Source organism: Candidatus Omnitrophota bacterium (assembly GCA_023819145.1).
Lineage (GTDB): Bacteria > Omnitrophota > Gorgyraeia > DTHP01 > DTHP01 > JBFWKV01.
Window position 1 is genome coordinate 13,096 of record JAMWCW010000001.1, and the last position, 25,554, is coordinate 38,649.

Annotated in this window: 9 protein-coding genes; all 9 read left to right on the top strand. The window is 39.0% G+C overall.

Going from position 1 to position 25,554, the window contains the following annotated elements:
- The first annotated feature begins 62 nt into the window (after nucleotides 1-62).
- The gene (locus tag NC818_00080) at nucleotides 63-641 is read left to right on the top strand and encodes a hypothetical protein (GenBank protein ID MCM8783166.1); all 579 of its coding nucleotides are present in this window, start codon (nucleotides 63-65) and stop codon (nucleotides 639-641) included.
- 58 nt (nucleotides 642-699) lie between these two features.
- Nucleotides 700-2,628, top strand: a complete 1,929-nt coding sequence (locus tag NC818_00085; GenBank protein MCM8783167.1) for a DUF3131 domain-containing protein — start codon at nucleotides 700-702, stop codon at nucleotides 2,626-2,628.
- A gap of 99 nt (nucleotides 2,629-2,727) precedes the next feature.
- The gene (locus tag NC818_00090) at nucleotides 2,728-3,459 is read left to right on the top strand and encodes a hypothetical protein (protein ID MCM8783168.1); all 732 of its coding nucleotides are present in this window, start codon (nucleotides 2,728-2,730) and stop codon (nucleotides 3,457-3,459) included.
- A 606-nt stretch (nucleotides 3,460-4,065) separates the two neighbouring features.
- Nucleotides 4,066-5,220 carry a hypothetical protein gene (locus NC818_00095; GenBank protein ID MCM8783169.1) on the top strand — a complete coding sequence of 385 codons (1,155 nt, stop codon included), beginning with the start codon at nucleotides 4,066-4,068 and terminating at the stop codon, nucleotides 5,218-5,220.
- A 4-nt stretch (nucleotides 5,221-5,224) separates the two neighbouring features.
- Nucleotides 5,225-7,807: a glucan biosynthesis protein gene (locus NC818_00100; GenBank protein MCM8783170.1), complete on the top strand. Its 2,583-nt coding sequence runs from the start codon at nucleotides 5,225-5,227 to the stop codon at nucleotides 7,805-7,807.
- A complete protein-coding gene (locus tag NC818_00105; protein MCM8783171.1) occupies nucleotides 7,791-9,659 on the top strand; it encodes a hypothetical protein in 1,869 nt (622 codons plus the stop codon). The genes NC818_00100 and NC818_00105 overlap by 17 nt, the downstream gene beginning before the upstream one ends.
- A gap of 202 nt (nucleotides 9,660-9,861) precedes the next feature.
- A complete protein-coding gene (locus NC818_00110) occupies nucleotides 9,862-21,195 on the top strand; it encodes a hypothetical protein (protein MCM8783172.1) in 11,334 nt (3,777 codons plus the stop codon).
- A gap of 232 nt (nucleotides 21,196-21,427) precedes the next feature.
- Nucleotides 21,428-23,659, top strand: coding sequence for a hypothetical protein (locus NC818_00115; GenBank protein MCM8783173.1), 2,232 nt, complete (start codon nucleotides 21,428-21,430; stop codon nucleotides 23,657-23,659).
- A 76-nt stretch (nucleotides 23,660-23,735) separates the two neighbouring features.
- On the top strand, nucleotides 23,736-25,547 hold the full coding sequence (locus tag NC818_00120) for a hypothetical protein (protein MCM8783174.1): 1,812 nt from the start codon (nucleotides 23,736-23,738) through the stop codon (nucleotides 25,545-25,547).
- The last annotated feature ends 7 nt before the right edge of the window (nucleotides 25,548-25,554 follow it).

The window sequence follows — 25,554 nt, forward strand, 5'->3', positions numbered from 1 at the left end:
TTATAAAACGAAAAATAATTAACTTAAACAAAATCAGAGATTAGAAAAGGAGGTGAAAAACAATGAGTAAAGTTTTAGGAGGTTTGTTTTTAGCAGTGCTGCTGTTGGTGACCTCTTCTGCTTCTGCCCAAGAGAAGCTGGTGATTGCCGATTTTGACAGCGGAGTAAAACCCAACAACATCGGTGGCGACTTTGGGGCTTGGGATAAAGACCCTGCGGATTTTACCCAGATGTGTGTGGAGAGTTTTAATGTTACGGAAAGATATGGCGAATCTGGTTTTTGCATGGCCATTGATTATGATGTTGACTCTCCTAATCCTGCCTACAATGGTTTCTGGATGAAATTAAACGGCGCAGATTTTTCCAAGTATAAGAAACTATTGCTTAAGGTAAAAGGAGATGTCACCAAAGGTTACACCAAAGTAGTTAAAATAGAATTGAAGAATAATAAAGGAGAAGTAGGGAAATACTATATTACGGAAGTAGCCGATAATTGGAAAACTTTAGAAATACCCTTCTTAAAATTCGCTGGAATTACCGACTTCTCTAATATGACTGAATTTGTTATTGTTTTTGAAGATTGGCGTTCGACTAAAAAAGAGGGAAGAATCTATATTGATGATTTGATGGTAAGCGAATAATCCTAAAAGTTAGGGAAATTGGGCGCAGCAAATTTGCTGTGCCCAATTTTAACCGCCAATGAAAAAAGTTTTTATATTTTTTATAATTTTTTTATTATCAGTAGATTATGCTTTCCCCCAGGCAAAGAAATTGTCCCTTGTCCCCGAGAAACTTTTTACCACTAAATATATCGATGATTTTAATGATGGAGCTCTACCTAATCTTTTGGGAGGGGGGATGAAGGTTGAAGTAGAATCTCCTTCTGAACTTTCTTTTTCCCACGATAGAGCACAAGCCTTGGAGAGTAAAGGATACAGTCTTAAATTAAAGTATCGTCTTTATCCTCAGAAAAAAGCAAACCTGATTATTGATTTAAATGAGATTGATATCAGCCAGGCATATGGAATTTCTTTTTGGATAAAGTATTTAAAAAGGCCAAAACTGGAAATTTTCTTGGAGGATGGCAAGGGTAATCGGACAGGCGCGGCTTTAGAGAAATATCTTATTCCCCAAGAGAACTGGCAGAAGATTTCGCTAATGCGGGGAGATTTTCCTGATATTGATTTCAACTGTTTGAAAAACCTTACACTTACCATCTACGCTTCTGAGGTGGAGACGGGAGAATTTTTTCTGGATGAATTTTTATTTTTTGGTCCTTCCTATCTATTTTTTGAATCTATAAAGGATAATCTCTATGGCTTTCCTGTAAAAAAGAATTTAGACTCTAAATATTTACTAAATAAACCCGATGAATTTTTATTAAAAACCATTGCCCACGATACCTGGCTTTATTTTAAAAACTCGGTAGATAGAAAGACGCATTTACCAGTTGACTGGATTGATTTGGATGAAACTAAGGAATACCGCATTGGAGACTATACTTCGCCGACAAATATTGGGCTATATTTTCTTTGTTTAGTAGGTGCCTATGATTTAGGTTTAATTACTAAAGAAGAAGCAGTAGAGCGTATTGGGAATACCCTTGAGACTTTAAAAAAACTTTCCCGCTGGAAAGGTCTATATTACAATTGGTATTCCACGACGAACTTGCAGATTACCCGCAGATATATTTCGTCAGTAGATAATGGTTGGTTAGCTGCCGGACTTATTGTTGTCAGACAGACATTCCCCGAACTATATATTCCCTGCAGTGCGCTTTTAAAAGAGATGGATTTCTCTATCCTTTATGACCCAGTAGAGGGAAAGTTATACTTAGGCTACGAGTTAAACCGTGAACCACCCGTGCCCACTCCCTATCATTATGGTCAAATTGCTACGGAGCCACGGGTTACCTCTTTGGTGGCTATTGGGAAAGGTGATGTCCCTCCTGACCACTGGTTTAGAATCTTTCGGACTTTACCTATTTCTTGGAATTGGCAGAGGCAGAAACCACAAGGAAGATATCGGGAGTATTTAGAAATAGATGTTTTTGAGGGCTATTATGAATATAAAGGGTTTAAAATTGTTCCTTCTTGGGGTGGAAGCTTGTTTGAATTCCTGATGCCTTTGTTGGTTCTGAAAGAGAAAGAGCTTGCTCCTAGAGGTCTGGGATTAAATAATTTAAACGCCATAAAAGCACACATCGATTATGCCTTAAATGAGCAAAAGTATCCTGTCTGGGGACTTTCTCCTTGCGCTACTCCCGAGGGAAGATATGGAGGGTATCATGAATACGGAGTAAAAGATTTGGGAGCTAAAGGATATTCCGATGAGGGTGTAATTACTCCCCATGCATCAATATTAGCCATTGATTATCTTCCTGAGGAGGTGGTGAAGAATATTCGCCAGTTGCTTAAAAATTTTGATTTATACGGTGAGTATGGAATGTATGATTCTGTGGATATTCATACCCAGAAAGTTGCTTCACGTTATCTTTGTCTTGACCAGGGAATGATTTTTGTTTCTTTGGCAAATTACCTGACAAAAGGGAAAATTCGTGAGCGCTTTCACCAAGACCCGATAATTAACAGCGTGGAGTATTTGTTAGAAATAGAAGAATTTTTCTAATAAACTCTTAAACGCAAAACCCTAAACTCTAATTTAAGTTATTTTAGAGTTTGAAAATTTCGCGTCTTGGATTTTTAAATGAAAAGGAGGTGAGTTTTTATGTTTAAAAGGTTTTTTTGGTCTTTGTTGGTTATTTTTCTCCTTCTGGGCATAAGTCTCTCCTTATATAGTTGCGCTCCCAAGAAGGAAGCAAGTAAACCCGAGGAGAAAAAAGAGGAGGCAAAAGGGGTAATTACTGAATCTGCTAAAGTAGAGGAGCCGGTACAGGAGATTGAGGTAACCGGTGAACTTGCTAAGCCCAAGCTTAAACTCACCCGCGAAGGTGCCTTAATCGCTGCTGACTTTGACACCTGCAAAAAACCTAATAATCTGGGAGGAGACTTTGGCGCCTGGAACAAAGACCCTAATGATTTTTCTCAAGGATGTTTTGACAGTTTTGTTTCTACTATTAAACGTGGAGACGATGGTTGTTCGATGCAAATAATGTATGATGTGGATTCTGTGAATCCTGCCTACAATGGATTCTGGATGAGATTGGAAGGTGTTGACCTTTCTGCCTACAAGGCAATTTCTTTCTGGTTAAAGGGCGATGAGATGCGTGGATTTACAAAGGTATTTAAGGTAGAGTTGAAAAACACCAAGGGGCATTTAGGAAAATATTATGTAACCGAAGTGACTAAAGACTGGAAAGAGATTGTTATCCCTCTGGATAAATTTGCCGGGTTAGAAGACAGGACTTCCATGCATGAATTTGTGATTGTTTTTGAGGACAGGGTCGCCACTAAAAAAGAGGGAGCAATCTATATTGACGATATTACATTCTTAAAATAGGAAAATAAGGCAAGCATTGCTTAAAATTCTGCCTTAAATTAAATTTCTGGTCCACCTTGACGATTCAGATTTTTCATGCTATACTTTTTGTAGATAAGGCACAATGCTGCGGGCGGTAAATAGGAAGGCGGAGTTAAAATTTTAGCTCCGCCTTTTTATGTTTCTCTATTTGTATTTGTGGTTTTATACCGATTTCTTTCCTTCAAGAGATGGTTGTAAATTCGTGGCAGAGGGTTTAATTCTTGAAGTGCCTCTTGACACTGTCCTATTTATAAGCTACATTTTTAAAGAGAGTTTTTTATTTATAAAAGAGAGGGTTTAAAATGTCATTAAAGCAAAAATTTAATTATGTGTTTCTCTTTGTCTCGATATTGTTTTTTACTTTTTTTTCTACAAATTCAATAAGCGCATTTTTTTATTCCCAGAGTCTACCTCTTTTTAATCCCGATTTAAACACACCCCTTTTACAATCTTCCGAACAGCGGTCACAATTAAACATCCAGACCATTCAGCGCGAGCAGAGCAATTATTTTTTTATATAACATTGGTATAGACCCTGATACTAACCTTCCGCATAACTATGTTTTTGTCAAAAGTGATGGTGAATTGGAAATAGGATTCTACAATACCCCCACGGATATTGGGTACTACCTAGCATGTCTGGTGGGAATAGCAAAGGGAGATATAAGAAATGATACCGTCAGTCAAACAGATGCCATCAACAGACTAATTCATGCCTTGGAGGTTCTTAAATCCGCTCCCAAAAAAGATGGTTTACTTTATTGGTATGATATTTTTTATCCTGAGATAAAAATCTCTCCTACAAATAGTTATGTCTCAGCAATAGATAATGCATTTTATTCTGCAGCATTGGGTTTGATTATAGGGGCTTTTATTGACGACCAAAGCCAGTCGGCGCAGAGACTTGTAAATTTGGCTTTTGAACTACTTGCTGAACAGAAAGAAGGTTGGTCTCAACTTTATGACCCAGAGAGAAAACTTTTGCTTGGAGGTTATTCAACAACTGGCGAAGACCCTTTGTACTATATAGACCGGGCATACAACGAAGGACGTTTGGCAACGCTGATGGCAATAATTTTGGGAGATGTTCCGCGGGATGCTTGGGAGAATTTAGAAGAATTTTATTTAGATTATACCTTATCTCATGGCAAAAAGATGAAAATTCTTGCCCCTTGGGAAAGCGCTTTCCAGGCATGGATGCCGTTGGTCTTTGTGCCCGAGATGGAATGGTCTCCTCAAGGATTTAAGATTGCCCACCAGAGATATTTAGAAGTACAGATTGACTGGGCTCAACGGGAAAATATGCCTGCTCTTTACGCCGAATGTTCCGACCCTTTTACGAAAGATAAATATCAATATATTACAGGTATAGCCATACCTGGTGCCTCCGAGTCTTCTGCGTGGGGTGTGCCCATTCGCTCCGATATAGGTTCAGTATATGCAATTGGACTTGCTTATATGGTAGATGAAAAAGTTGGAGAAGATTTTTTTGCCAAATTAATTACGAGGTTTCCTGAAATAAGTTCTACGCTAGGTTGGTTTGATTCAGTGGGAAGGAAAGGAACAGAACCAGAGGTTTTTTGGGCTACGAGTAGGGCTTATGTGGCCAAGAACCAATTTGTATTACTTTCTGCCCTGAATTACCAAAATAACCATCGCTATTTTACACGATTTTTAGAGGTTATAGGAAAATTAGAGTATATAAGAAGTCTTTATAATAACAAATCATTTAATTTTTAATATAATGGATTATTTTTCTATAAAAAAAAGTAGTTTCTGGCTATGTTTAGTCTTCTTACTTTTGTCTCTAAAGGAATTAAGTGCCTTTATCGGCGTTGGTGATGATAATCTTTATAATATTTCTGCTACAAGTGGTGATTATTACCAAGTTGTAAGTCCTGCAGTTACTTCTTTGTTTCAACGGGCAAAAACAGAAATCTTTCCCCCTGTATTTAGTGATACTTTAGCTGCTTCCATTGGTATTATAACACAATACAGTTGGAAGAGTTTTCCCGATAATCCCAATCAGAGTATTTCCGCAGTATACGACTATGACCCCTATTTTGGTGCGCTTCCTATTTTGCGTATTGATTATGATGTTTCTTCTTACTCCGCAGGAGTATTTAACGGTTATGCCTTAAAAATTAATACACAGGATTTTTCGCAAGATTTTTATAACCCTATTGTTTTCTATATTCGCGGTGACCCGACATTAGGGTTTACCCGGAGGTTGAAGATAGAATTTAAAAATAGCCGTGGCAAAGTAGGTTCATATATCATTGAGGGAATTAGTGAAAACTGGCAGAAGATTACTATTGATAAAACCCGCGTAGGCAGAGATTTTTCCTTTAGAAGCGATTGGCAGGATATAGAAGAGATAGTTCTGGTATTTGAAGAATGGGGAGTTACTGCGCAGGAGGGAAGAATATATTTAGCAGGATTTACTTATCCTGAATCCTGGCAGGTTGCTTCTGCAGTAGAAAATATTTACGCAGAATTGAGCCTTCTTTCTCCTGATGAACAACAAAGAGTGCTTTCGCAGATTGTTGGTCCGGGGGTAGCCTATAGTTTCAAACCTTTAGATATCGCATCCATAAAAAATTGGATTTTATCTTCTCAAGAGCACATTGCTAACGATAGCGGAATTTACTCCTTGAACCAGATGCTTAGAAGTTTAGGTTCTCATACTCCTTCTTTTTCTGATTTAAGAATTGCGGGGGTAGTCTCTTCCCTGCTGGCAGGGAAAGAGGGAAGAGGAGGGTATAATTCTTCTTTATATGACTTATACCGTTCTGCACAGCTAAACGGTCATCCGATTTATGCATTTAGACTTCCTAATTTTTCCGCCTTGGAAGATTTCTTTAACAAAACAGGTAAAATTCCCCTTGTTGCCGAGTTAAAGACTGGAGAGTTTGTCCTCTTAAATGGATTTGAGAGAGGCGGGTTTCTCTGGCTAACCAAATTTGTCAAATTTGATTGCTTGGGTGAAGAGGTAACGATGAGCGAACAAGAGTTTACTCAACTCTGGACAGGTAACATTCTTAGTTTAAGAACTGCCTCTTCCTATCAGCCGTTAGCCAATGAAGAGGTTTTTCAAGGAACAAGTATAACTTCCTATATTGTAGAAGAAATGTTAGAGAGAGCAAAAGAACTTTCTAATACAGCATATCACCCTCCAGAGATAAAGCCCGTGAGTGTGCTTGACCCTCCTCTTTATGGTCGTCCTGAGGCAGAGGGTTTAGTTTATCAGGAATATCTGGCTATCGGAGGAGACAAATTTTATGATGATGGTTTGTGGTGGTTTCAAGCAAGACCGCGGGGAAGTCAAAATAAACTTCCGCTTAAGGTATTCTTGTATGACCCGAAAAGTCTTCGTTATAGTGAAGTTCCTTATGATTTTAATCGCTATAATTATTCTCGTGCTACACCGCCAATTACCTATGTTCCTCCAGAAGGGAGGTATATTACTGCTTTAGATATTGGACACATTCTGGTATCAGGAAGTTTTCCCCAGTTTTTTACCATTGGTGGGGATGGTTACATGCGTTTTGTGCCTTTGACAGAAGGTAGGGAAATGGGAGCATCTTTCCGAGTAGCTGGGCAAAACATTACCCACTCCCGGCAGGGAGGGGATCCTTACGATGAGAGTTTTCCTATTGTCAGGGAATTGTATGTGAAAAAGGTTTCGGAGAGCGTTATCAATCTCGTTGCCCTCGTGGATGCTGAGGGTTTTACCGGGGTTTTAGATATGTATCTCTATCCTCAGGAAATAACCCGTATGGAGGTAGATGCTCGGTTTTTTATGCGACGCGATATGCTAATTTCCCAGGAGCCAGATACAGGTTTTGCGGGGTTTAGCAGTATGTTTTTCTTGGGCGATGAAAAAAATGACGCAATGATTGGAGAAGTACGTCATACTCCTTGGAATCCTTATGATGAAGCCCATGATTCCGATTATTTAGTGGTGCATTTTGCGGATGGGAGTAGGGTTGAGCAACTAATTAATAGACCCTTCGAAGCAGGAAGGGTAGATAGATACGACTTTTCTAAGCCCGATACAGAAATTGTGGGGTTTTCTTTGCAACAGAGAGATAGAAATCCCAGCCACTACCGTGCTTTTCCTACCTCTGATTATACTAATCGTCCATCTTTTGATTTAAGAGTGCCTTCCTCCAACATTCCTCTTAGTGTAAAACTCTATGAGATATCTACCGATAACGAGTATGTAGATAATATAGTCGCTTTTTTGACCATGGGGAGGAGTTTATACCGTGGAGAAGAAGTACATATAAGATATGAGGTAACCGCTTATGATTACCCGGGATAAATTGGGGATTGTGGTCTTAATTTTTGGTCTGTTAGTCGGAGAGGGTGAGGCTTTTTATCTGGGAAAGAGTAATGATTATAATCTTCCTCCCGCAGGGGAGACTACGACTTTTATGCAGGCTAAGAGTGAAATACCGGCGATAACAAATGCCGCCTTACCTGATGTCTTAACCGATACAGATGGTTCCTTGGGGATTGATGCTCCTTACTGCAAATATATTTTAATTTATAACCTTACTCCTTTTTACATTGCGTTGGACGATAATTTAAGCCGAATAATTGATAGTGCTTTAACGAATTTTGGCATTGAGGACATAAGGTCCTATCTTTCTGCTTATAACTTAGAAATAATAGATTTAAGGTCAGCAATATTCCTCCTTTTAAAATCTCCATACTACGTTAACGGTAACCTTGCCCTTCCCGATGAGGCACTTTCTGGTTTAGATTCAAGAACAAGTGCACTCTTTTTGCTTGCCCAAGAATTATCACAAATGATTCCTTATGCGGATAAAGAATATATTCGTAATTTTAATGTTTCTATTGTTGAACCTGATATAAAATTAGGGCTATCTTATGAGAAGATAAAAAGCGTATTTCTTCAAGTCCGTCAACAGAAGATATTAGAGGGAAAAGTTGATTATGGTGTGTTTTATAAATATAAAGATGAGATAGAGCGAGCAGTAGTTTCCGCAATTGCCGGTTTTAATTATTCATCAGATCGTTTTCATCTCCTCTCTGAAGAGATTACGCCTCAGGCAAAAAATGATTTTTATAATCGGATTAGATTCTGGTTAAAGACGCAGGAATACATTCCACCTGAGATATTTTCTCTTGTTGAGGATAAGGCAAAGGAATTATTTGATTCTCTTCGAATTAAGAAAGGGCTATTTCCTACAAGCCCCTGGCAGGGAGAGATTGCCCAGATCTATCGCCTTTTTGGAGGCGAGATTCCCAATCAACTTGAGCGGGGGAAACTCTCTCCTTTTGCTGACTGGGGTGAGGATATTTATAAGCGTCTCTGGGATATTTCCAGTAATATTGAAAAAGCGTATTCTTCCTTTGGCGTTTTGCTTAAAGGTCCAGATATGACTTTGGAGCAGTTAAAGACAAAAATAGATTCTCTTGGTCCTGCAATTGTCGGTATAAATAGGGAAGGTAGAAAAGATTTTGTCAAGGTTTTAGAAATTTTCTCGCCGGATAAAGGGGAAGGCACAGTAACTTGTCAAGATGCAAATGGAAATGTTTTTGCTCTATTGCTTGGTGAATTTTTTACTTATTGGGACAGGTTTGTTTACATTCCTGAAGAAAAAAGTATTTCGGCTTCGGTAATTTCTGATTTTGATTTTTCAAATGATAGATTTGGTTTAATTAAAGGTTATGGCCAGTGGACGATTAATGAATTTGATGATTTAAAGGCAAAAATTGGTATAAACACAAATATTCCTTTATCATCCACTTTACCTTATTTTTATACCCAATATCAGATTGGGGGAGAGAAAACTTACAAATATGCTGGCTATTTCCAGACTGGCATATGGCTTACTTTTAAAGAAGACATAAAGTCGCTATTATTACGGGGCAGTGCCTTAAGTTTTGATGCTTATGTTTCCGCTTATCCAGGAATTAAGTATGTAAGGATAGAACTGAAAGAAGATGAAACAGGAAGAATAATTAGTGAATTCATCATCCCCCGCGAACGCCTCAATTTAGCAAACTGGAATACTTTTAAGATTCCCATTCACTATTATCCTGCGGGAACATTAGTGCTTACTTTGGGGGTAATCGGAACCTATCCCGGTCTTTACGCCCCCCAGAACCATTTTCTGGCGATTGACCGCCTTTATATTGAATAGAAAAACAAAAGCGAAAAAAAATCTTCCCTCCCTTGACGATTGGCAAAAAATATGCTACATCTTATATGGAAAATAAAAAATTAAAAACATACATAATTATTACCTTATGGCTAAAAGGTAGAAAATGAAATATTTATTTTATATAAAAATTGCACTAGACAATTCCCTAGCGTATTTAAGGGAGGAAAGGGAGGAAAAACGGATGAAAAATTTGGCAAAGAAAATAATTAGCTTACTACTCGTGGAATTATTCTTATTTTCTCAGACAAATTTTGGACTTACAACTCTTTTATCACCTCCACCACAACATTTATCAGTAAATAATAATCAAGATAATCAAACTCTCTTATTACCACCACCTCTTTGTGTTGATCAACAGTCATCTTTTCCCTCTTCTGTGGTGAATATACCTGAGGAGAGGATTAGAGCAGAACTTAAACCTTTGATTGAAAAATATCTTGAAGATACCAATAGATCGTTGAATGATTTGAATACTGTAGTTAATAATTTCAGCTATTTAGTAATAGGAGGAGATGATGGTTTAGACCTTTTCGCCTTAGAGGAAGTAAAAGCCATATTAGAAGACTCTCTTACACGACAACTAGAAACCCCTTTAGCTCAGTTTTTAGGAAAAGCTGTGCTTGATTTAAGCCAGCGCGAAGCGGTAGTTAAACTTTCTGCCTGGAGTGGTTTATATAAAGCGGTAGGAGGATTTTTAAACAGGGACTTAAAATTAGAAGATATAAAAGACCAAAAAGCGCTCAATGATTTTGCTTTGCTGATAGCAGAAAAAGGCTATGCTTTGGGGGGTATAAAAAGGGTTTTGGGAGATGAGAAGGTAAAAGCACTTTATAGTTTAGAGGAAATATGCAATCTGCTTTCCCAGTTGCGCGGAGGCGAAACAACCTTGACCTTATTACAGGCGTTAAACGGAAATTTGCCCTCAATAAACAATTTTACTCCTTTTTCAGCAATCCCAACTGGTTATGAAGGAGGATTCAGTTTATCAGGTAGCCGGCGTAGTCCAGCTGATGCGGAGATTGGATTTATTGTGCCTTCCCTGGAGTTAACAAATATTGCCTTCAAGATAAAGATAGATTTAGAAGAAGGTAGTGTTATGCCCGCAGTTAAATTAGAACTGGTTGATGCCCAGGGTAATAAAGCGACTACTACCTTAGATGAGGTTACAGATTCGGGTAAGGAATATACAATAAGTAGAGACAGAGATGATTTTAAAATAGATCTAATAACTACAGCATTTGACTGGAGTAAGATAGAACGAGTTAGCTTATTTTTAGTTACCGGTGGAAGTTCTCAAGGAAAAATAACCTTGAGTGGATTGGACGCTTTTTTACTTAGAGAAAAAAAAGAAGAGGTGTTATCAGCCGAGAAAATAAACTTTTTACTTAATTATGGGCTTTTGGGACTTAAGAAATGGGAGTTACCTCTGGATATAGAGTTTATCAAATACATCGGTCAACTTTTAGACCATGAAACTACACGGAAAATGGTGGCTAACTGGATGGCGGTTCTACCTTATGCTCCTCAGCTCATTTGGCGTGATTTGTTTATGGAGGGTTGGAATATTAAGGATGAAGGCATCTTGGGCTATCTTACACTTACTGCCTTAGAGAGGACCGGGAAGAATAAACTCAGTCCCGCAGAGATATTGGCGACCATTCAATCCCTCGTAAGTGAATTTGAAAAGGGTGATTTTGGGATAAGCGAGGATAGGGTCTTGGTGCAATTAATGGAGAATGCTTTGGGAAGAAAACTTGATTTTAAATCTTATATGGATGTTATGGCATACCGCTACTGGAGTAAATTAAGAGATTTATTGGGTCAGGAATTTGTTAGCGAAAAATTAAACAGCCGTAGTTTGGCTAAGAGCTTTCCAAAACTTGGAGATAAAATCGAACTCATAAGAAGATTAGCTTCGGCAATAGGATTTGATATAAAACTTATGACATCTAATCCTGATACTTGGGATTGGTTCTGGAAAGAAATGGCAATAGGCACCTCCCCAGATATGATTGTGGATATAATTTGGGGAGGTTTTGTCTTTAAAGAATTACTCGAAGGAACTCTCTGGATAGGCGAAATAGATGTGCACCATCATATCGAACAGCCTTTCTGGAGATATTTTGTGGAATATCTTCCTTATTCCGGAGCTTCCAAAGAGCAGGTAGTGAAATTTATTTTAGAAAAATACCGAAATTTACCTTATGATTCGGTAGCAGTGGGTTTCCCGGAAGTAGCTTCCTACGGAATTACTACTGCAGGTAGAACTTCCTATAATGTAGAGGCGCAAGGTCATCCTTTTACCGCGGATGAAACTAAGAGAATGCTTTTGCTTTATCCAGCGATAAACCAGTTACTTTCCCAATTAATCGGTCTTCCTCAGCAAACCGCGCCTGTTTTGAGCATTAGAAGTTTCTTCACCGATGAGCTTGATAGGTTGTTAAATTATTTTCTGGAAGCGCGGGATTTCTCCAGCGGAGCGATGGCTGATGCCTTGAGTGGAGTAGATAATTCTACGGCTGCCGGAGGATTTTTAGTGATGGCGGCAATCATTGCTGCAGAAGTGGGGAAGATATCAAAAGATGAGGCTAATAAGATTATTGGTAATTTCGTAAAATTTATCTCCGTGACCCAGAAGATGCATGGTTTGCTTTCCCATTATACACGGGGAGGAACAGCAGAGCGTGCAGGAAATTCAGAGTTTTCACTTATTGATACTTATTTAGCAGTTTCCGCACTCATTGCTTACCGAAATTGGCAAGGTGCAGAACCTGAAGTAGTAAAAGCAATTAACGCTTTTTTAGGTGCGGTTCAACTGGAAGCATTGCAGGTACAGGCTAGAACGACAGGACTAATGGCCCGGGGTGGTATTTTGAACTTTGGGGTTACACCCGAAAGGGGTTTTACCGGAGGAATAGTAGATTTTTATAACGAATATATTCTCTGCTATCTTATTGCCATTGGTCAGACAGATAATCCAAATTTTGCCAGAGATATGGCTTTTTGGTTCTATAAAGGCATCACCCGTAAACAGGGAAGCGGTGTTTCGGAAGAAGCATTTACTTATCCCTTTGAGAACTCGCTGTTTCAGTTTCAATATCCTTTGGTTTTTCTGCCGATGATGTTTTTAAGCGACATTGGTAGTGAATTCGGCACAACTGACTTGAATCATTTTCGTAACGCCGTAAGCGCCTTTTTAAATACCCATGCCACTGCGGTTAAGGAAGGAGATAAATTTCGCTCTTTTAACTATCATTCTTGGGCGATGAATGCTTCCGCTGCTTTAGCGAGTTATTATTCAATGGTTATAGGGATGCCTCCCCGGGATAAAGATGGAGGGAAGAGTTATTATGATGGTACTATTTCTCCCAATGCTACCTTTGGCGGTTTGCCGTTTATGCCTTATCTTTCTTACCAATCTCTGCGCTATTTGACACTTGCTTTTCCCCAGGCACAGGGTAGATATGGGTTTGTGGATTCGCTAAATCCCGAAAGAAACTGGTTTTCTCCCACCTATTTCAGTTTAGGTCAGGGGCTTGCTTTAATGGGTATCTGGGATACGCTTAATTACGGAAGATTAGACCGGGAATCTGCCTGGAGCCTAAATTTAAGAGATAAATTCTACCTAAAATCTTTGTTTGAATTAGGATTTAGAGAAGATTTAAGCCCGCAGTTTAGTGCAGTATATCAAGAGCTAATAAACGGTGCTTTAGGGATAGAGGAAGCAGTCAAGGCGATAGTTACGGAAAAGGATTATGCTGTTCTTCGGGAATATCTTACCAGTAAAGGATTAGATACTACTGTTTTGCTTCAGAAATGGCAGGAAATTGGTCCTTGGGGTTCAAGTTTAGAAAGAGGGGCAGTTATTTCCTTTATTCGGTCTAAAATCGCCGATGGCAGATTGGATAATGCCGAGATTCAGGAAATTCTGAGGCAAGCAAGGAGTATTGCTGATTACAACCTCATTGCCGAAGTGCTTTTGGGTGACCCTCAAAAAAACAATGGTTTAATGCAATGGGCATATGATAAAGAGAGGAATATCTATAAATTAAAATCCGATGAAGGTAGCCCTAACTATCTTCTGTTTCCGCTTCTAATGCAGTTGAGAATAGAACAGACCAAATTGACTTTGAGTAATGTTTTCTCCGAACCGGAGATAGTTGGCAAACAAGGCCTTGACCTTGCTCAAGCCTATCTGGATAAGGTAGAAGAAATTGCTCGCGCTGCCCAATTACCTGATGAACGGGCAATTTTTGCTTTTCAACATTTTACAGAGAAGGCAGAAGGATATTATGCAAAAGCGATTGAGATATTGCAGGGTTTAATTGATGGTAAGATTGATTCTTTAGAGGAAGTTAGAGCCCAAGCACTATTATTTACCGCTTACAAGAAAAACTGGCAATATGACCAGCAGAAAGAAGCATTTAAACTCTTAGCCCAGGCAGTAGAGGGTAATGTTACTTTTAGGACAGAGGCAATAGATATTATCGCCTCTTATTTTGGTAGAGAAATTCTTGCTGATTATTACCAAGCATGGGTCCATCCCCAAAAAGCTCTTACTTCAGAACAGGAGACAAAAGTAAAGGAGGCGATAGCCACTGCTCTGCAATATCCTGACCCCGATAATCCTCCTGCTGGGAAAAGTTATGTAGATGTTTTGCTTAATAATAAGATTTCCCTTATCTTTTTTAGGGAAAAATACTTAAGGCAGCCGGTAGTTATCAATCCTTATGATGCTACGCAGGCCGGGCAGATAGGCTATTTTGTAACTCAATTGTTCACCAAAGGGGCAAGCGAAGAGCAAATAGTGGGAATGTTGACCGAGATGCTCAGGTATAAACCTTTGGTAGAATCTGTTTTGGGAAGGGAATTAGACCTTCAGAATAACCGCAATGATTTATATTTGCTTTCCTTAGCGGTTGCACTTTCTCTACAAAATCTTCCTGAAGCGCGCATTGCAGAAATTATCGGAGGGACTATAGTTTCTCCAGAGAATTTAGAAACGGCAATTGCAGCGGTTCAGAATTTTATGCTTGCCCGAGATTTAAGGGCTTTTGTGGATAAAACCTTACAGCTTTCTCGCTATCTGAGAAATAAAGAAAATGTTCAGATTGCTTTTGATCCTCTATTAGGAAAGTTTTTGGGACAGGATTTGCCCACAGAAAAATGGACCGATTTTCTTATAGATATCTTGACTGTAGATAATATAGAGGAATATTTGACTTACAAGGTCATTGGGGAATTAAATAAGATTGAAAAGATAAATATTGAAAAAAACGCTTTTTATGAAAGGAGGACAACCCGCTATCGCTATAAAGATGCCTATTTTGGTGACAATACCAATCTGGATTTGGAAAATGAAAGGGTAAGAGAAATACTTGATAAGGCTTTTATTATTAAAGCGGAATTAGAGGCTATCTATCAAACTATAATAAATGTAGAAGAATCATCTCTTGACCATCTTTTACTTACTTCTTTGGTACGGCTATCTTTAGATTCAAAAGTGAATATAGAGGAGTTATTAGGCTCATTTACTGCTACATTGAGAAGTAAAGGTATGGTTGAGGAAAAAGCGCAGAAAATCTTTCTTACCTTTATTTTACCCAATATGCCTTTGAGTTTAATAAGCAGAGAAGGTTTTGAACAGTATGTAGCAGATGTTGTTCAATTGGCAGGAGAACTGCGTCTTTCTCTTTCAACTGCAAAAGATTTAGCCGTGGTTTCAAGTATAGTTAATCTTAAATATGCGGGGATAGAGAGTATTCCTCAAGATATAAAAGAATTATCAGTCCACTACCAAGCCCTTTTGCGGAGTCCGAAATTAGCCGATTTAAGAACTGCCCTTGGCCCTTGGGCAGGAGTAGTTTTGCCCGAGTTAGAGCGGATATTGGGCATAGATTTAACCCTTGCTACTGGAGAACAAATTTCCCAAGCAAAGCAGTGGCTTAATGTTTTAACCCTGCCTGAATTTTCTCAAGTAGCTTCTGCGGATATAGATTTTCTTAAGGTCTGGGCGAATATTGCGAAAGAAGCAAAAATTATTGCCCAACTAAGAAAAGAATTAGAAGGATTTAAAGATTCTGCCATTAGGTTCTTGGAACAATATGTTCTCGGTGAAACCTTCAATTCTTCTAATCCACAACATCAGGAGAAATATTGGGAATGGATAGGATATAGAATGCCTTATGTAATGGAATGCATGCATAAGTTTATGAAATTAGATACTGTTGAAGAGCAGAAGAAGATGTTTGTTCTGGGAAGTTCAGTTGATGCCACCATATTCAAACTTTCTACTCCTCAAACGCTTACTGTTTTGAGGCGTAGAGAGATTAGCCCTGTGGTTCAGGCATTGTATGGTGAAGGGGATATAAGAGAAGCCTACCGTTTTGGGGATAGCCCGATTACTGAGGACAATTATGCCTATCGAGCACTGTTAAGCTATTATGCGGAATTGACTGACAAAGAAGGCAATTACCTTCCCTTATCTTTACTGGCGACTACTCTTCTTTTAGAAAAGGAACTGGTGCGTGATGCAGGATTAGAAGCGCTTTATCAGGCACATTTTAATCTTGTTACCGGGCTTCCCACAAGAGAGGGAGTTCCGCTTACCGGAGCGATAGATGTTTCGGGAATTAGCGGTTTCTATGTGAGCCAGATGGAACAATGGGCGGGTTTAGGTGCATTAGATTATCTTTTGGCATATTTAATGAAAACAGTTTCTCTTAGCGAGGCGGAGAGGTTTGTGAATATGGGAGTTGCTTCGGCTATTGATGTATTTTTAACTACCGGTCAATTACCACCAATCCAAGGATTACCTTCAGGAATTATGGAGATATTCGCACCAGCGTTTGGAGACTGGCTGTTGTGGATTAAGGAAAATTATGCTAAGGCACTGCTCGGATTTTCAGAAGAAGATGTAAGGAGGATAATTAAAAATGATACTTTTGGCTTTATTACCAAAGCGCTTAACCAGGCATATGCCTTAAAAGAGAGCCTTGCCAGCGGAGATTCGGCAAACATAGAATCTGTTTTAGTAAAATTATTTAATTTAGATGGCAATCCTGCGTTAATGGAACATTTAAGAAAATTGTTGGAAGAAGATTATAATCCAGAAGACTCAGTAAAGGGATTTGATTCCTTGCGCTTACTTGCTCAGATTGCCCAGATTTCTACAATAGTACGACCCTCTGAGGACGGGAAGTTCCAGAATACAAGTATAGGAAGAGTGGGGTTGAGAAAGGAACTGGAGATTTTAAGCGCCGTAAGGGGAATTGTAGAAAAAGAATTCGGCACACTTGATTTATTAAGGAGAATAGATGCAGTTTGGGTTATTTCTGGTTTTGCCACTCCGGTTATCTATGGAGAGAAGACCATTGGTCAAATAGAAACCGAGATTAAAAAGATAGCCACTGCTTACCGTATGCTGAGAACGGTTTTACCTCAGGAGGTTTTTGCAAGTACTGACCCCTTGAGTTTACTCTCCAGTCCCTTTATGTCAGGGGTGCTTTCTTTTATTAGCCAGAGATTGCCAAGTCCTGCATTTAACATTACTTTTGATGTGGACTTAGAATACATTGTTGCTTACTTAACCGATGCTCAAGAAAAGCAGAGAATCGATAGGTTATATAAGGCAATAGTTGATGATAAAGAAGGAGTTTTAAAGTCTTTCTTGATAAATCCTGTAAATACCAAGGATGTAAACCAGGCAGGCTTTGTCAGCGCTCTGGTAAATCGTGCTTGGAGACTGATAAAGGATAAAGGTTTAACTGAAGAACAGGCAATTGGAGAAGTAAACAAATGGCTTGAAGGAATTAGAGAATTTTTGGTATCCGCAGGGCTTCATACCGCGGATTATGTGGCAGAAATCATTGCTGATTATCGTAAGATGGGGCTCTGGTCGTATTACTTGTCGTTCATTAATCCCGTGGCTGAACAGGAATTAGCCCATGCACAATTTTCACCCACTTTTCCTGATTTTGTTTCCCGTTACAATTATTCCTTAGATGCTTATCTTCAGACGCTTCCTAATTACTCAAGGATACCTGAGGCACAGCGCACAGAATTAAAAAGTTTATGGGATAAGGTGTTAAGTAATCCTACAAATAGTGGGGCTCTGGAACGCTTTAGAGATGTCCATGAGAGGATTACGGGTTATTCTGCGCGTGTTTTTGTGGAAAATTTTGTAATTGACCAAGTTTTAAAAGGGAAAGATGTAAGTAGTTTAATTGCTGTGGCTAATGGACTCTGGAGTGATTTTAGAATTAAAGATTCACGAGATTTAGAGAAAATTATCTGGCAATTGGGTTATAAACCTGATTGGTCGGATAGTGATTGGCAGAAATTTAAGGCGCTTTATGAAAGATACTTAGAAACCACACTTTTTACCTCACAAGCTTATGTTTTGCCCACAGGAGAAGAAGCGCAAGCCTTAGAACTCTTCCTTAGTTATTATCTCTCTTCTCGTTTAGGAGAAAACCGCATGAGTTCTTTAGAGGCAATGCGTTTCCATCAATGGGCGGTTTTGGTAAATACTTTCGGGAAAGGAACTACTATTGAAGAAAAATGGGAAAACTTCTTTAAAGAAGTTGTTTTGCCCATGCGTCAGGAAATTGAAGCTTTAATGCCTGATTATTTTGGACGTGACCCAGTAACTGGAAAAACCTATTTTGATAAATACAATCCCGTGCATGGAGGGGTAGTAGCTTACTTTATTGAGCAGGCACTGTTTAAGATGTTTATGAATAGAGAACAGGTGAACAAACAATGGAGTCAAATGCCTGCACAAAGAGGATGGCTGGTAGGCCCACGTTTTGACCAAAAAGGGAATAGAATCGCTCAGAAGGTTTCTAATCCATATAACAATCCTCAAGAATTCTTAAGACTTGTTTTGGATGAGGTTTTAGCAGACTTAAAAGTGGCGGTTGAACTTAAACCCTATGTAGAAAAAGCAAGGATGGCCTTTATTGATGTTACTGACCCAAGAATGGCAGGAATCTTATGGTTCCATGTAAATACGCTTAAAGACCCGCCACGCGACTGGACGCAGTTTAGTTCCTTGGGCACTTTGAAATCTCACTTAGAAAAAGAAGCGCGCATCATGCTTACGCTTGCCCAGCAAGGGCGATACTTGGATATCTTTAGTCCCGAAGATATGGGAGAGCTATCCTATTATGCTCAAGAAGGAGGAATGCCTTTAGGAAAATCTCTACGTTTAGAAAAGTTGACTCCGGAAAATGCCTTTGTCTATTTTGCCTATCCACAATGGTCCAAACTTCTTTTAGGGCAAACAGATAGTGCCTACGCCAGGATAAATGAACTTGCCCCAACCATTAAGAGATTAATCGCTTCTAATCCCTACTGGAGAGATGGGCTAACACACTGGGTTACTGATGGTTATGGTTTTGACTATGCGTTTCTTCTTCAGATTAAAGAAGAATTAGGTATTGCTTATTTATTGCAAGCTGAGGTAGCAAAGTTCTTTGGGGTGGAAAAACTTGATTTCAATAACCAAGAACATTTGGCAATGCTCTGGGAATATACGCAGCGCACCTACTTGAAAGCAAAAGGAAAACTAGAGGAAGAAATCCGTGCCGGAAGAGTAGCCAATGTGGATTCCGAACGAGGCTGGTCAATGCTTGTAGGTGATACAGGGAAGAATGTTTCTAAGATTGTTTTAGAAAAATATGGTCTGGACTTAACCTCCCCTGGCTGGGATAAGTATTCTCCTCTTCGGTTCTGGATTTTAGAGATGGCAAGCGCAGTCATACCTGAAGTTAGTTATGAACTTCGGGTTTTAAAGGCGGTAAGACCTATTGTAGAGACTATTGAAAAAAGAGCCCTTAAGTTAAACGATAGCTTAGATATGCGACTTTTAGAGAATTATAAAGAGATTGCGCTTGCTTTGGGAAGAGAAATTGTGTTGAATGCACATCGTGAAGAAATAGAAAATTTAGGTAAAGAGGCAATTTTAAGAACTTATGAGAAGGTAGTGCGTGGATTAATCCAGAAGGGAGATACCAAGGAAAAAGCAGAGGCCAGAGTACTTTTTGCTTATCGTGACCAAAGAGAAGCATTAGGAAAAACTGTCCTGTTTGCTAAATATCGAGAAGAAGCAGTTAATTTAGGAGTTCAAGAATTGGCAAGAAGGGCAGGTTTAATTACTCAACAGGCACCACCTACTCAACAAGCACCTGTAGAAGTAAAGCCTATTGAGCCTCCTAAACCACCGGAAGTTCCCCAACCACCTGAGACCCCCAGACCACCGGAAGTTCCCCAACCACTAATTCCTCCTGAGCCTGAGCCTGAGCCTGAGCCGTTTGCACCGCAAACTCTTCCTACCGTACCAACGGTAACCATTACTCAGACGCCTTCTATCACTTTAGCTTTTGAAATCAGCAACGGCTTAAGCCTGACCTGGTCAAGGATAAAAGATTCACAAAACAGAGAAGTTTCTAATTATCAGTGGGAAATTTTGGACGCAAAAGGAAATGTTGTGCGTAGTGGAGAAACATCAGCTTTAAGCACTTGGATAAAATATGAGGGACTACTCAGTGGAAATTATCTTTTCCGTGTAAGAGGAGTAATAAGAGAAAAAGGCATATTTATTGAAGGCGAATGGAGTGAACACAGTTTTAGTGTAGAAGGAGCACGAGAGCAAACTACTGAAACACCAGCTGCGGAAGGCAAGTTAAGTCCTGTGGTATTGGCTCCTTTTGTTTTTAAAGGAACAATTAGTGGAGGAGGAAATCTCAACGTTGGAGAGGAGAGTATCTTTAATCTTTGGGGGAATTATAATGAATTAGATAGTGGGTATATAATAATAAGAGAGAAAAATACAGGGAGAGAAATAGAAAGAATTGTCGTAAATAGCGGAGACAATCGTTATCGTTATTCCTGGACTAATGCCGGACAATATGTGATTCAGTTGGTAGGTACGAAAGCAGGTGCAACTTATAATTCTAATGAAATAGAGGTTTGGGTAAAACAACCAACTAGTGCAACGAGTGTAACCAGCGCAACGACTACTTCTCGTGTACCCGTAGCAGTTAATTGGTCAGCTTATCAATCACCCGAAATAAATCCCCGTGTAAGTGATTCTGAGAATGTCCGCCAGCGAGTTAGCCATTATCAAGGAACTACTTCCAAGGATTCCACAGCCCGTTTCTGGAGCGAAAAAGTTTTTGCGTCTATTTTGGCTACCGTAAGAGATAGACAAAAAGCATTTGTTTTAACCGATATGACAATGTTTGCTTTCACATCTGTTTTTGGAACTTTGCCCAATATGACTGAAAAAGGAGCAGGAATCTGGCACAATGAGATAATTAGAGCACCAACACAACAACAGTATATCAGTGCAGGTGTTTTTGCTCAGAATTTAGTTATTGATTGGACAACTAAAGCTACAAATTATTTCCGCATGAATTATTACTCTGGTTGCAACGCGGATAATTTAATTAAAAAGGCAATTGAAGAGGCAAACCGCTTTGTCTGGGAACGTCAGCATTTATATTTCTAAAATTTGGGATGGGGGATTGACAAAAGGTGAAAAGCATGTTATATTTTATTAGGGAATAAGCAGCGAAGCGGATTAATGCTTGAGAGAAGGTATAAGAGAAAATTAACGGGTAGCAACAAAAAGAAATGGATTATATATATTAATATTAAGTTTCACCTTTATTGTGTGCATGAGAGTGTTTACATAAATTTAACTTTTAACCATTAAACCGAGGAAAGAAAGGAGGGATAAGATGATGTACAAGAAGATTTTGATGGTAATAGCAGTAGCGGTGATGTTAGTTTCCATCTGTGGCATTAGAGAAATAGAAGCATGCGGTAGAGGGCCAACGCAATCTCCGATTATGATTGCTTTAAAATATCTTGTAGAGATTTGTGAGGCTAATAAAATAGACGCTTCTATAGGCAATATTTTATCGGCTGATGAAACTATTAGATATCTTGATGCTATTATTCCTTCTATAAGAGATGATTTTACTGCTATTGCCAAAGACGTAGATTTATATTTTAGATTAGTACGAGGATCTTGGGTTCCTGAACAGGTAATAAGCGTTGTAGAAGCATATTTGAGGCATAGAGGATACGGCGGTATGCTGGATAATGCTTTGAGTTATTTTGCAGAGGACTGGAGTTTTTTACCTGAAGAAGGCATAGATTTAACTGCCCTATTTGGTGGTCTTGAGAATTTAGAGAAAAAATCCACAATGGAGACTTTGACTGTTACTACTAACATAAATCCTTCAGGGGTTATTAGTCTTACCACAACGAGACAAATGACCGAGAAGAGTCTTATTGATTGGCTTCGTGATTGGTTTATTTTTAACCGAAAGATGGGAATTGGGTATAATTCTTTTGTTGATATGTTTAAAAACCATCTTCCCATCATAGTTAATTCCCCCGATTTAGACAATTTTTTCAGGGCAGCAGGCTATACTGGCGGGTTTGATAAAGGAAATTGGTTCCATGTTTCTGAGGCATTGTACTGGGCAGGTACCCTACAGATTTTATCATCGAACACTCCTGATACTTACCAGCGCGAAGGCTTAAATTTATTAAAAGAACAGGCAGAGGCTATTCTTGGCAAAACACTGGGTAAGGGTTCCCGATTTAGTACGCAAGAGGCAATAGAGGTGACCAGTAAGATGATTCGGGCAGGAACAGAATTAATTTCTTACGTAGAGAAATATATCGGGAGAAAAATTGATTTAGCCCAGAGTTACGACAAAGGATTGCTTTCTTCATATGTGGATGGGATTTTTGGCAGGATAAGGAATTTATACTATAATCCCGCCACGAAAACTTGGAAACCAGTAGATTACAACAGCGTCTTTACCAAGGCGATAAATGATATGAAAAAGGTAATAGATATTGGAGTGAATAAGATTGGGAATAGCGTTTATCTTGCCTTCTTTAAAGACAAAGGCGGTTCTGATTATATGGCGAAGATGAGGGCTTACAATGTGGTTATGGGATCGCAATGGGATGAAGCCCAGCACGTGAGGGCAATTCTAAATTCCTGGTCGTATCATGTTATAAATATAGAAGACTATACCGGAAATCCTACAGGAGCGCTTAACCTTGTAAAAACACTACTTGAATATGATAAAGGCGAAGGCAAAGTGTTTAAGGATAAAGTTGATACCTTTTTGGGGATTAAACTCAATCTGCTTAGAGAATTCAGGCATCAACAGGCATATAGTAATATGGTCTCTTTAATTGGCGAGGTGCTTTCGCGAGCAGATTATTTTAAGATTAGCCAAGGTAATATAGACCAAGCATATAACGCAGTTAAGGAGATGCTCGATTTAGCCCAAGGAAAAGACACCGGAGGAAAGACGTTGTTAGATAAAATAGCTGGATATCTATTTCCAAGTATTTCAGGTGCGCGTAGAGATAGTTTAGAGATGACTTCAACTCTCTACGGAGGCACAATCTCGGGTATAGCCACCTTCTGGACGCAGGTGCTTTACGCCCGGACAAAACAACTGGGAGATTTTAACAAGGCCATGGCTTATGTTGATGCCCAACTATCCGCAAGAAAAGAAATAAGGCAAGCGTTAGAGAAGAAATTCGGTATACCTTTAATGATAAATCCTGCGGAAATTAAATACGAAGATTTAAGACTACTCAATTTGTTTGAATCTGTTTTGGATGGAGATTTGGCTAATTTGGAGAATACTAAAAGGTGGGTAATAGATTATATTAATTCGGATAAAGTGAGATTTGCGAATTTTATCTTGCAGAACGCTCAACAAGTAGAGCTTGACCTCGAGGCTTATAAGAAGGCAAATGTAAGACAGCCACTTTATCCGGAATATCCTACCGCGCCTATCTTGACCGCGGATGTAGGCTTAAGTGGTTATGCCTTTGAGCTTCCGTTGCCTGTTTTAGAAGATAACAATGACAATAGTGGTTTGGCTACTGCACCACCGTATTTAGGGGATTTTTCATCAATTTTTAATTAATATCAGCATATTTACTTCCCTCTTCAAGAGGGAAGTAAATTGAGGGCTTATTAATAATTTTTTAAAAGGGGGTATAATGAAAAGAGGGGGATTAAATATTCTTTGTGCAGTGCTTTTTTTCCTTCCGGCAGGATATTGGGGAGATAATTTGAAAATTTCTGTTCTTTCTTCACAACAGACTCAAGATGCCCAGAAAGTGGCTGCGATAGCTTCTCCATCATTAAGCGAAATGGTTTCAGGACGTCCCACTGTTGAGACACCTTTTTTGGCTGGACCAGAGTATTATCTACCTTTTATTACTTTGCGCAAAAATTTGGATAAAAAGCACATTTGTTCTTGGGTTCCTCGGCAGTCCTTTTGGACGGGATGGCTCGAACCTAACAATTACTGGACAAGAATTGGTGACTTTATCAATCTCGATTATTTGTTGGAAGAGTCGGAAATAAATAGCGGAAAATTCATTCTTTATAATTTAGAAATCATTGATAGACTTTTACAAATGGACGTTAAACAAATCGCCGGCAAAAGGGTAAAGAAGATTGAAGAAATTTCTCCACTTAAAACTATTGGGATTGGCAGTCGCTTTCCCGAGGACAAAGATAAAATTTACCTTGACCAATTACCGGGGATAAAGGGAGTAAAATTTATTTTAGAAGATAATTCCGAGATTGTAGTCTTACCATCTTTTTACCAACAGCCCACTTTGGCAATCTTAACTTACGGCGGTAATAATAGAGACAAGAATGTTTCGGTTGCCATAACCCAGAAATTGGAAGAGAGCTTTCTGGATACGGTGCTTAACCAGGTAATAATCTCAGCTAAGGAGGAGATTAGAACCCAGACCTTGGAAGATGTGGTGAAGAAATATCTCTTTGGGGAGATACCTGCACAACTTAATTATGTCCAGTGGAAACGCTTGGTAGAGGAGATGGAGAGAGTAGAAACTGAATTAAAGGAAGTGACGGTTACTACCTCTTTAAGAGAGCTTTTAGGAAATGTTTTGCCCTCAATAAACAATTTTACTTCTTTTTCAGCAATCCCAACTGGTTATGAAGGAGGATTCAGGTTATCAGGTAGCCGGCGTAGTCCAGCTAATGCGGAGATTGGATTTATTGTGCCTTCCCTGGAGTTAACAAATATTGCCTTCAAGATAAAGATAGATTTAGAAGAAGGTAGTGTTATGCCCGCAGTTAAATTAGAACTGGTTGATGCCCAGGGTAATAAAGCGACTACTACCTTAGATGAGGTTACAGATTCGGGTAAGGAGTATACAATAAGTAGAGACAGAGATGATTTTAAAATAGATCTAATAACTGGAACGGCATTTGACTGGAGGAAGATAGAACGAGTTAAATTATCTTTAGTTACCGGTGGGAGTTCTCAAGGAAAAATAACCTTAGAGGATATCGATTTAAAAAAGGAATCTCCTGCTTCTGTTTCTTTAGGGACGATGATGGCAGAATATAAGTTACGGGCATACCTTAAACCTTATGTTGCCAAATTCTTTGACCTGCCTGTTTATTCTCCCTATTTTGACACCAAACCCATCGTTAAAAAATGGTTTGATTGCTTTGCCAATGCTACCTCTGCTGGCGTAGTCAAAGGAGATTTTTCTGTAGCGGAGGTACTTGGGTCTATAGGTTACTGGGGTATGCTTAAAGCATTTCTTACCTCTCTTCGTCAGATTATAACCTTGCCTTCTAATCCTGTAGAGGAAAAAATACTTTTAGATTTTGGTGGAGATATTTATTCTTTTGTGCAGGGACTTGACTTGTCTTCGGCAGTTCCCGAGGGAGTGGAGATAGAGTCATTGACTTTTGAAACAAAATTGCTATTATTACCCGAGGATATTTTGCTTTTTATAATGCGGGAGGCTTATGAAATATAATAAAAGG

Bases quoted from the DNA above. Each gene is read 5' to 3' on its own strand.
- NC818_00085 (MCM8783167.1), top strand. From the start codon at position 700: ATGAAAAAAGTTTTTATATTTTTTATAATTTTTTTATTATCAGTAGAT.
- NC818_00080 (MCM8783166.1), top strand. From the start codon at position 63: ATGAGTAAAGTTTTAGGAGGTTTGTTTTTAGCAGTGCTGCTGTTGGTG.
- NC818_00120 (MCM8783174.1), top strand. From the start codon at position 23,736: ATGAAAAGAGGGGGATTAAATATTCTTTGTGCAGTGCTTTTTTTCCTT.
- NC818_00105 (MCM8783171.1), top strand. From the start codon at position 7,791: ATGATTACCCGGGATAAATTGGGGATTGTGGTCTTAATTTTTGGTCTG.
- NC818_00110 (MCM8783172.1), top strand. From the start codon at position 9,862: ATGAAAAATTTGGCAAAGAAAATAATTAGCTTACTACTCGTGGAATTA.
- NC818_00100 (MCM8783170.1), top strand. From the start codon at position 5,225: ATGGATTATTTTTCTATAAAAAAAAGTAGTTTCTGGCTATGTTTAGTC.
- NC818_00115 (MCM8783173.1), top strand. From the start codon at position 21,428: ATGATGTACAAGAAGATTTTGATGGTAATAGCAGTAGCGGTGATGTTA.
- NC818_00090 (MCM8783168.1), top strand. From the start codon at position 2,728: ATGTTTAAAAGGTTTTTTTGGTCTTTGTTGGTTATTTTTCTCCTTCTG.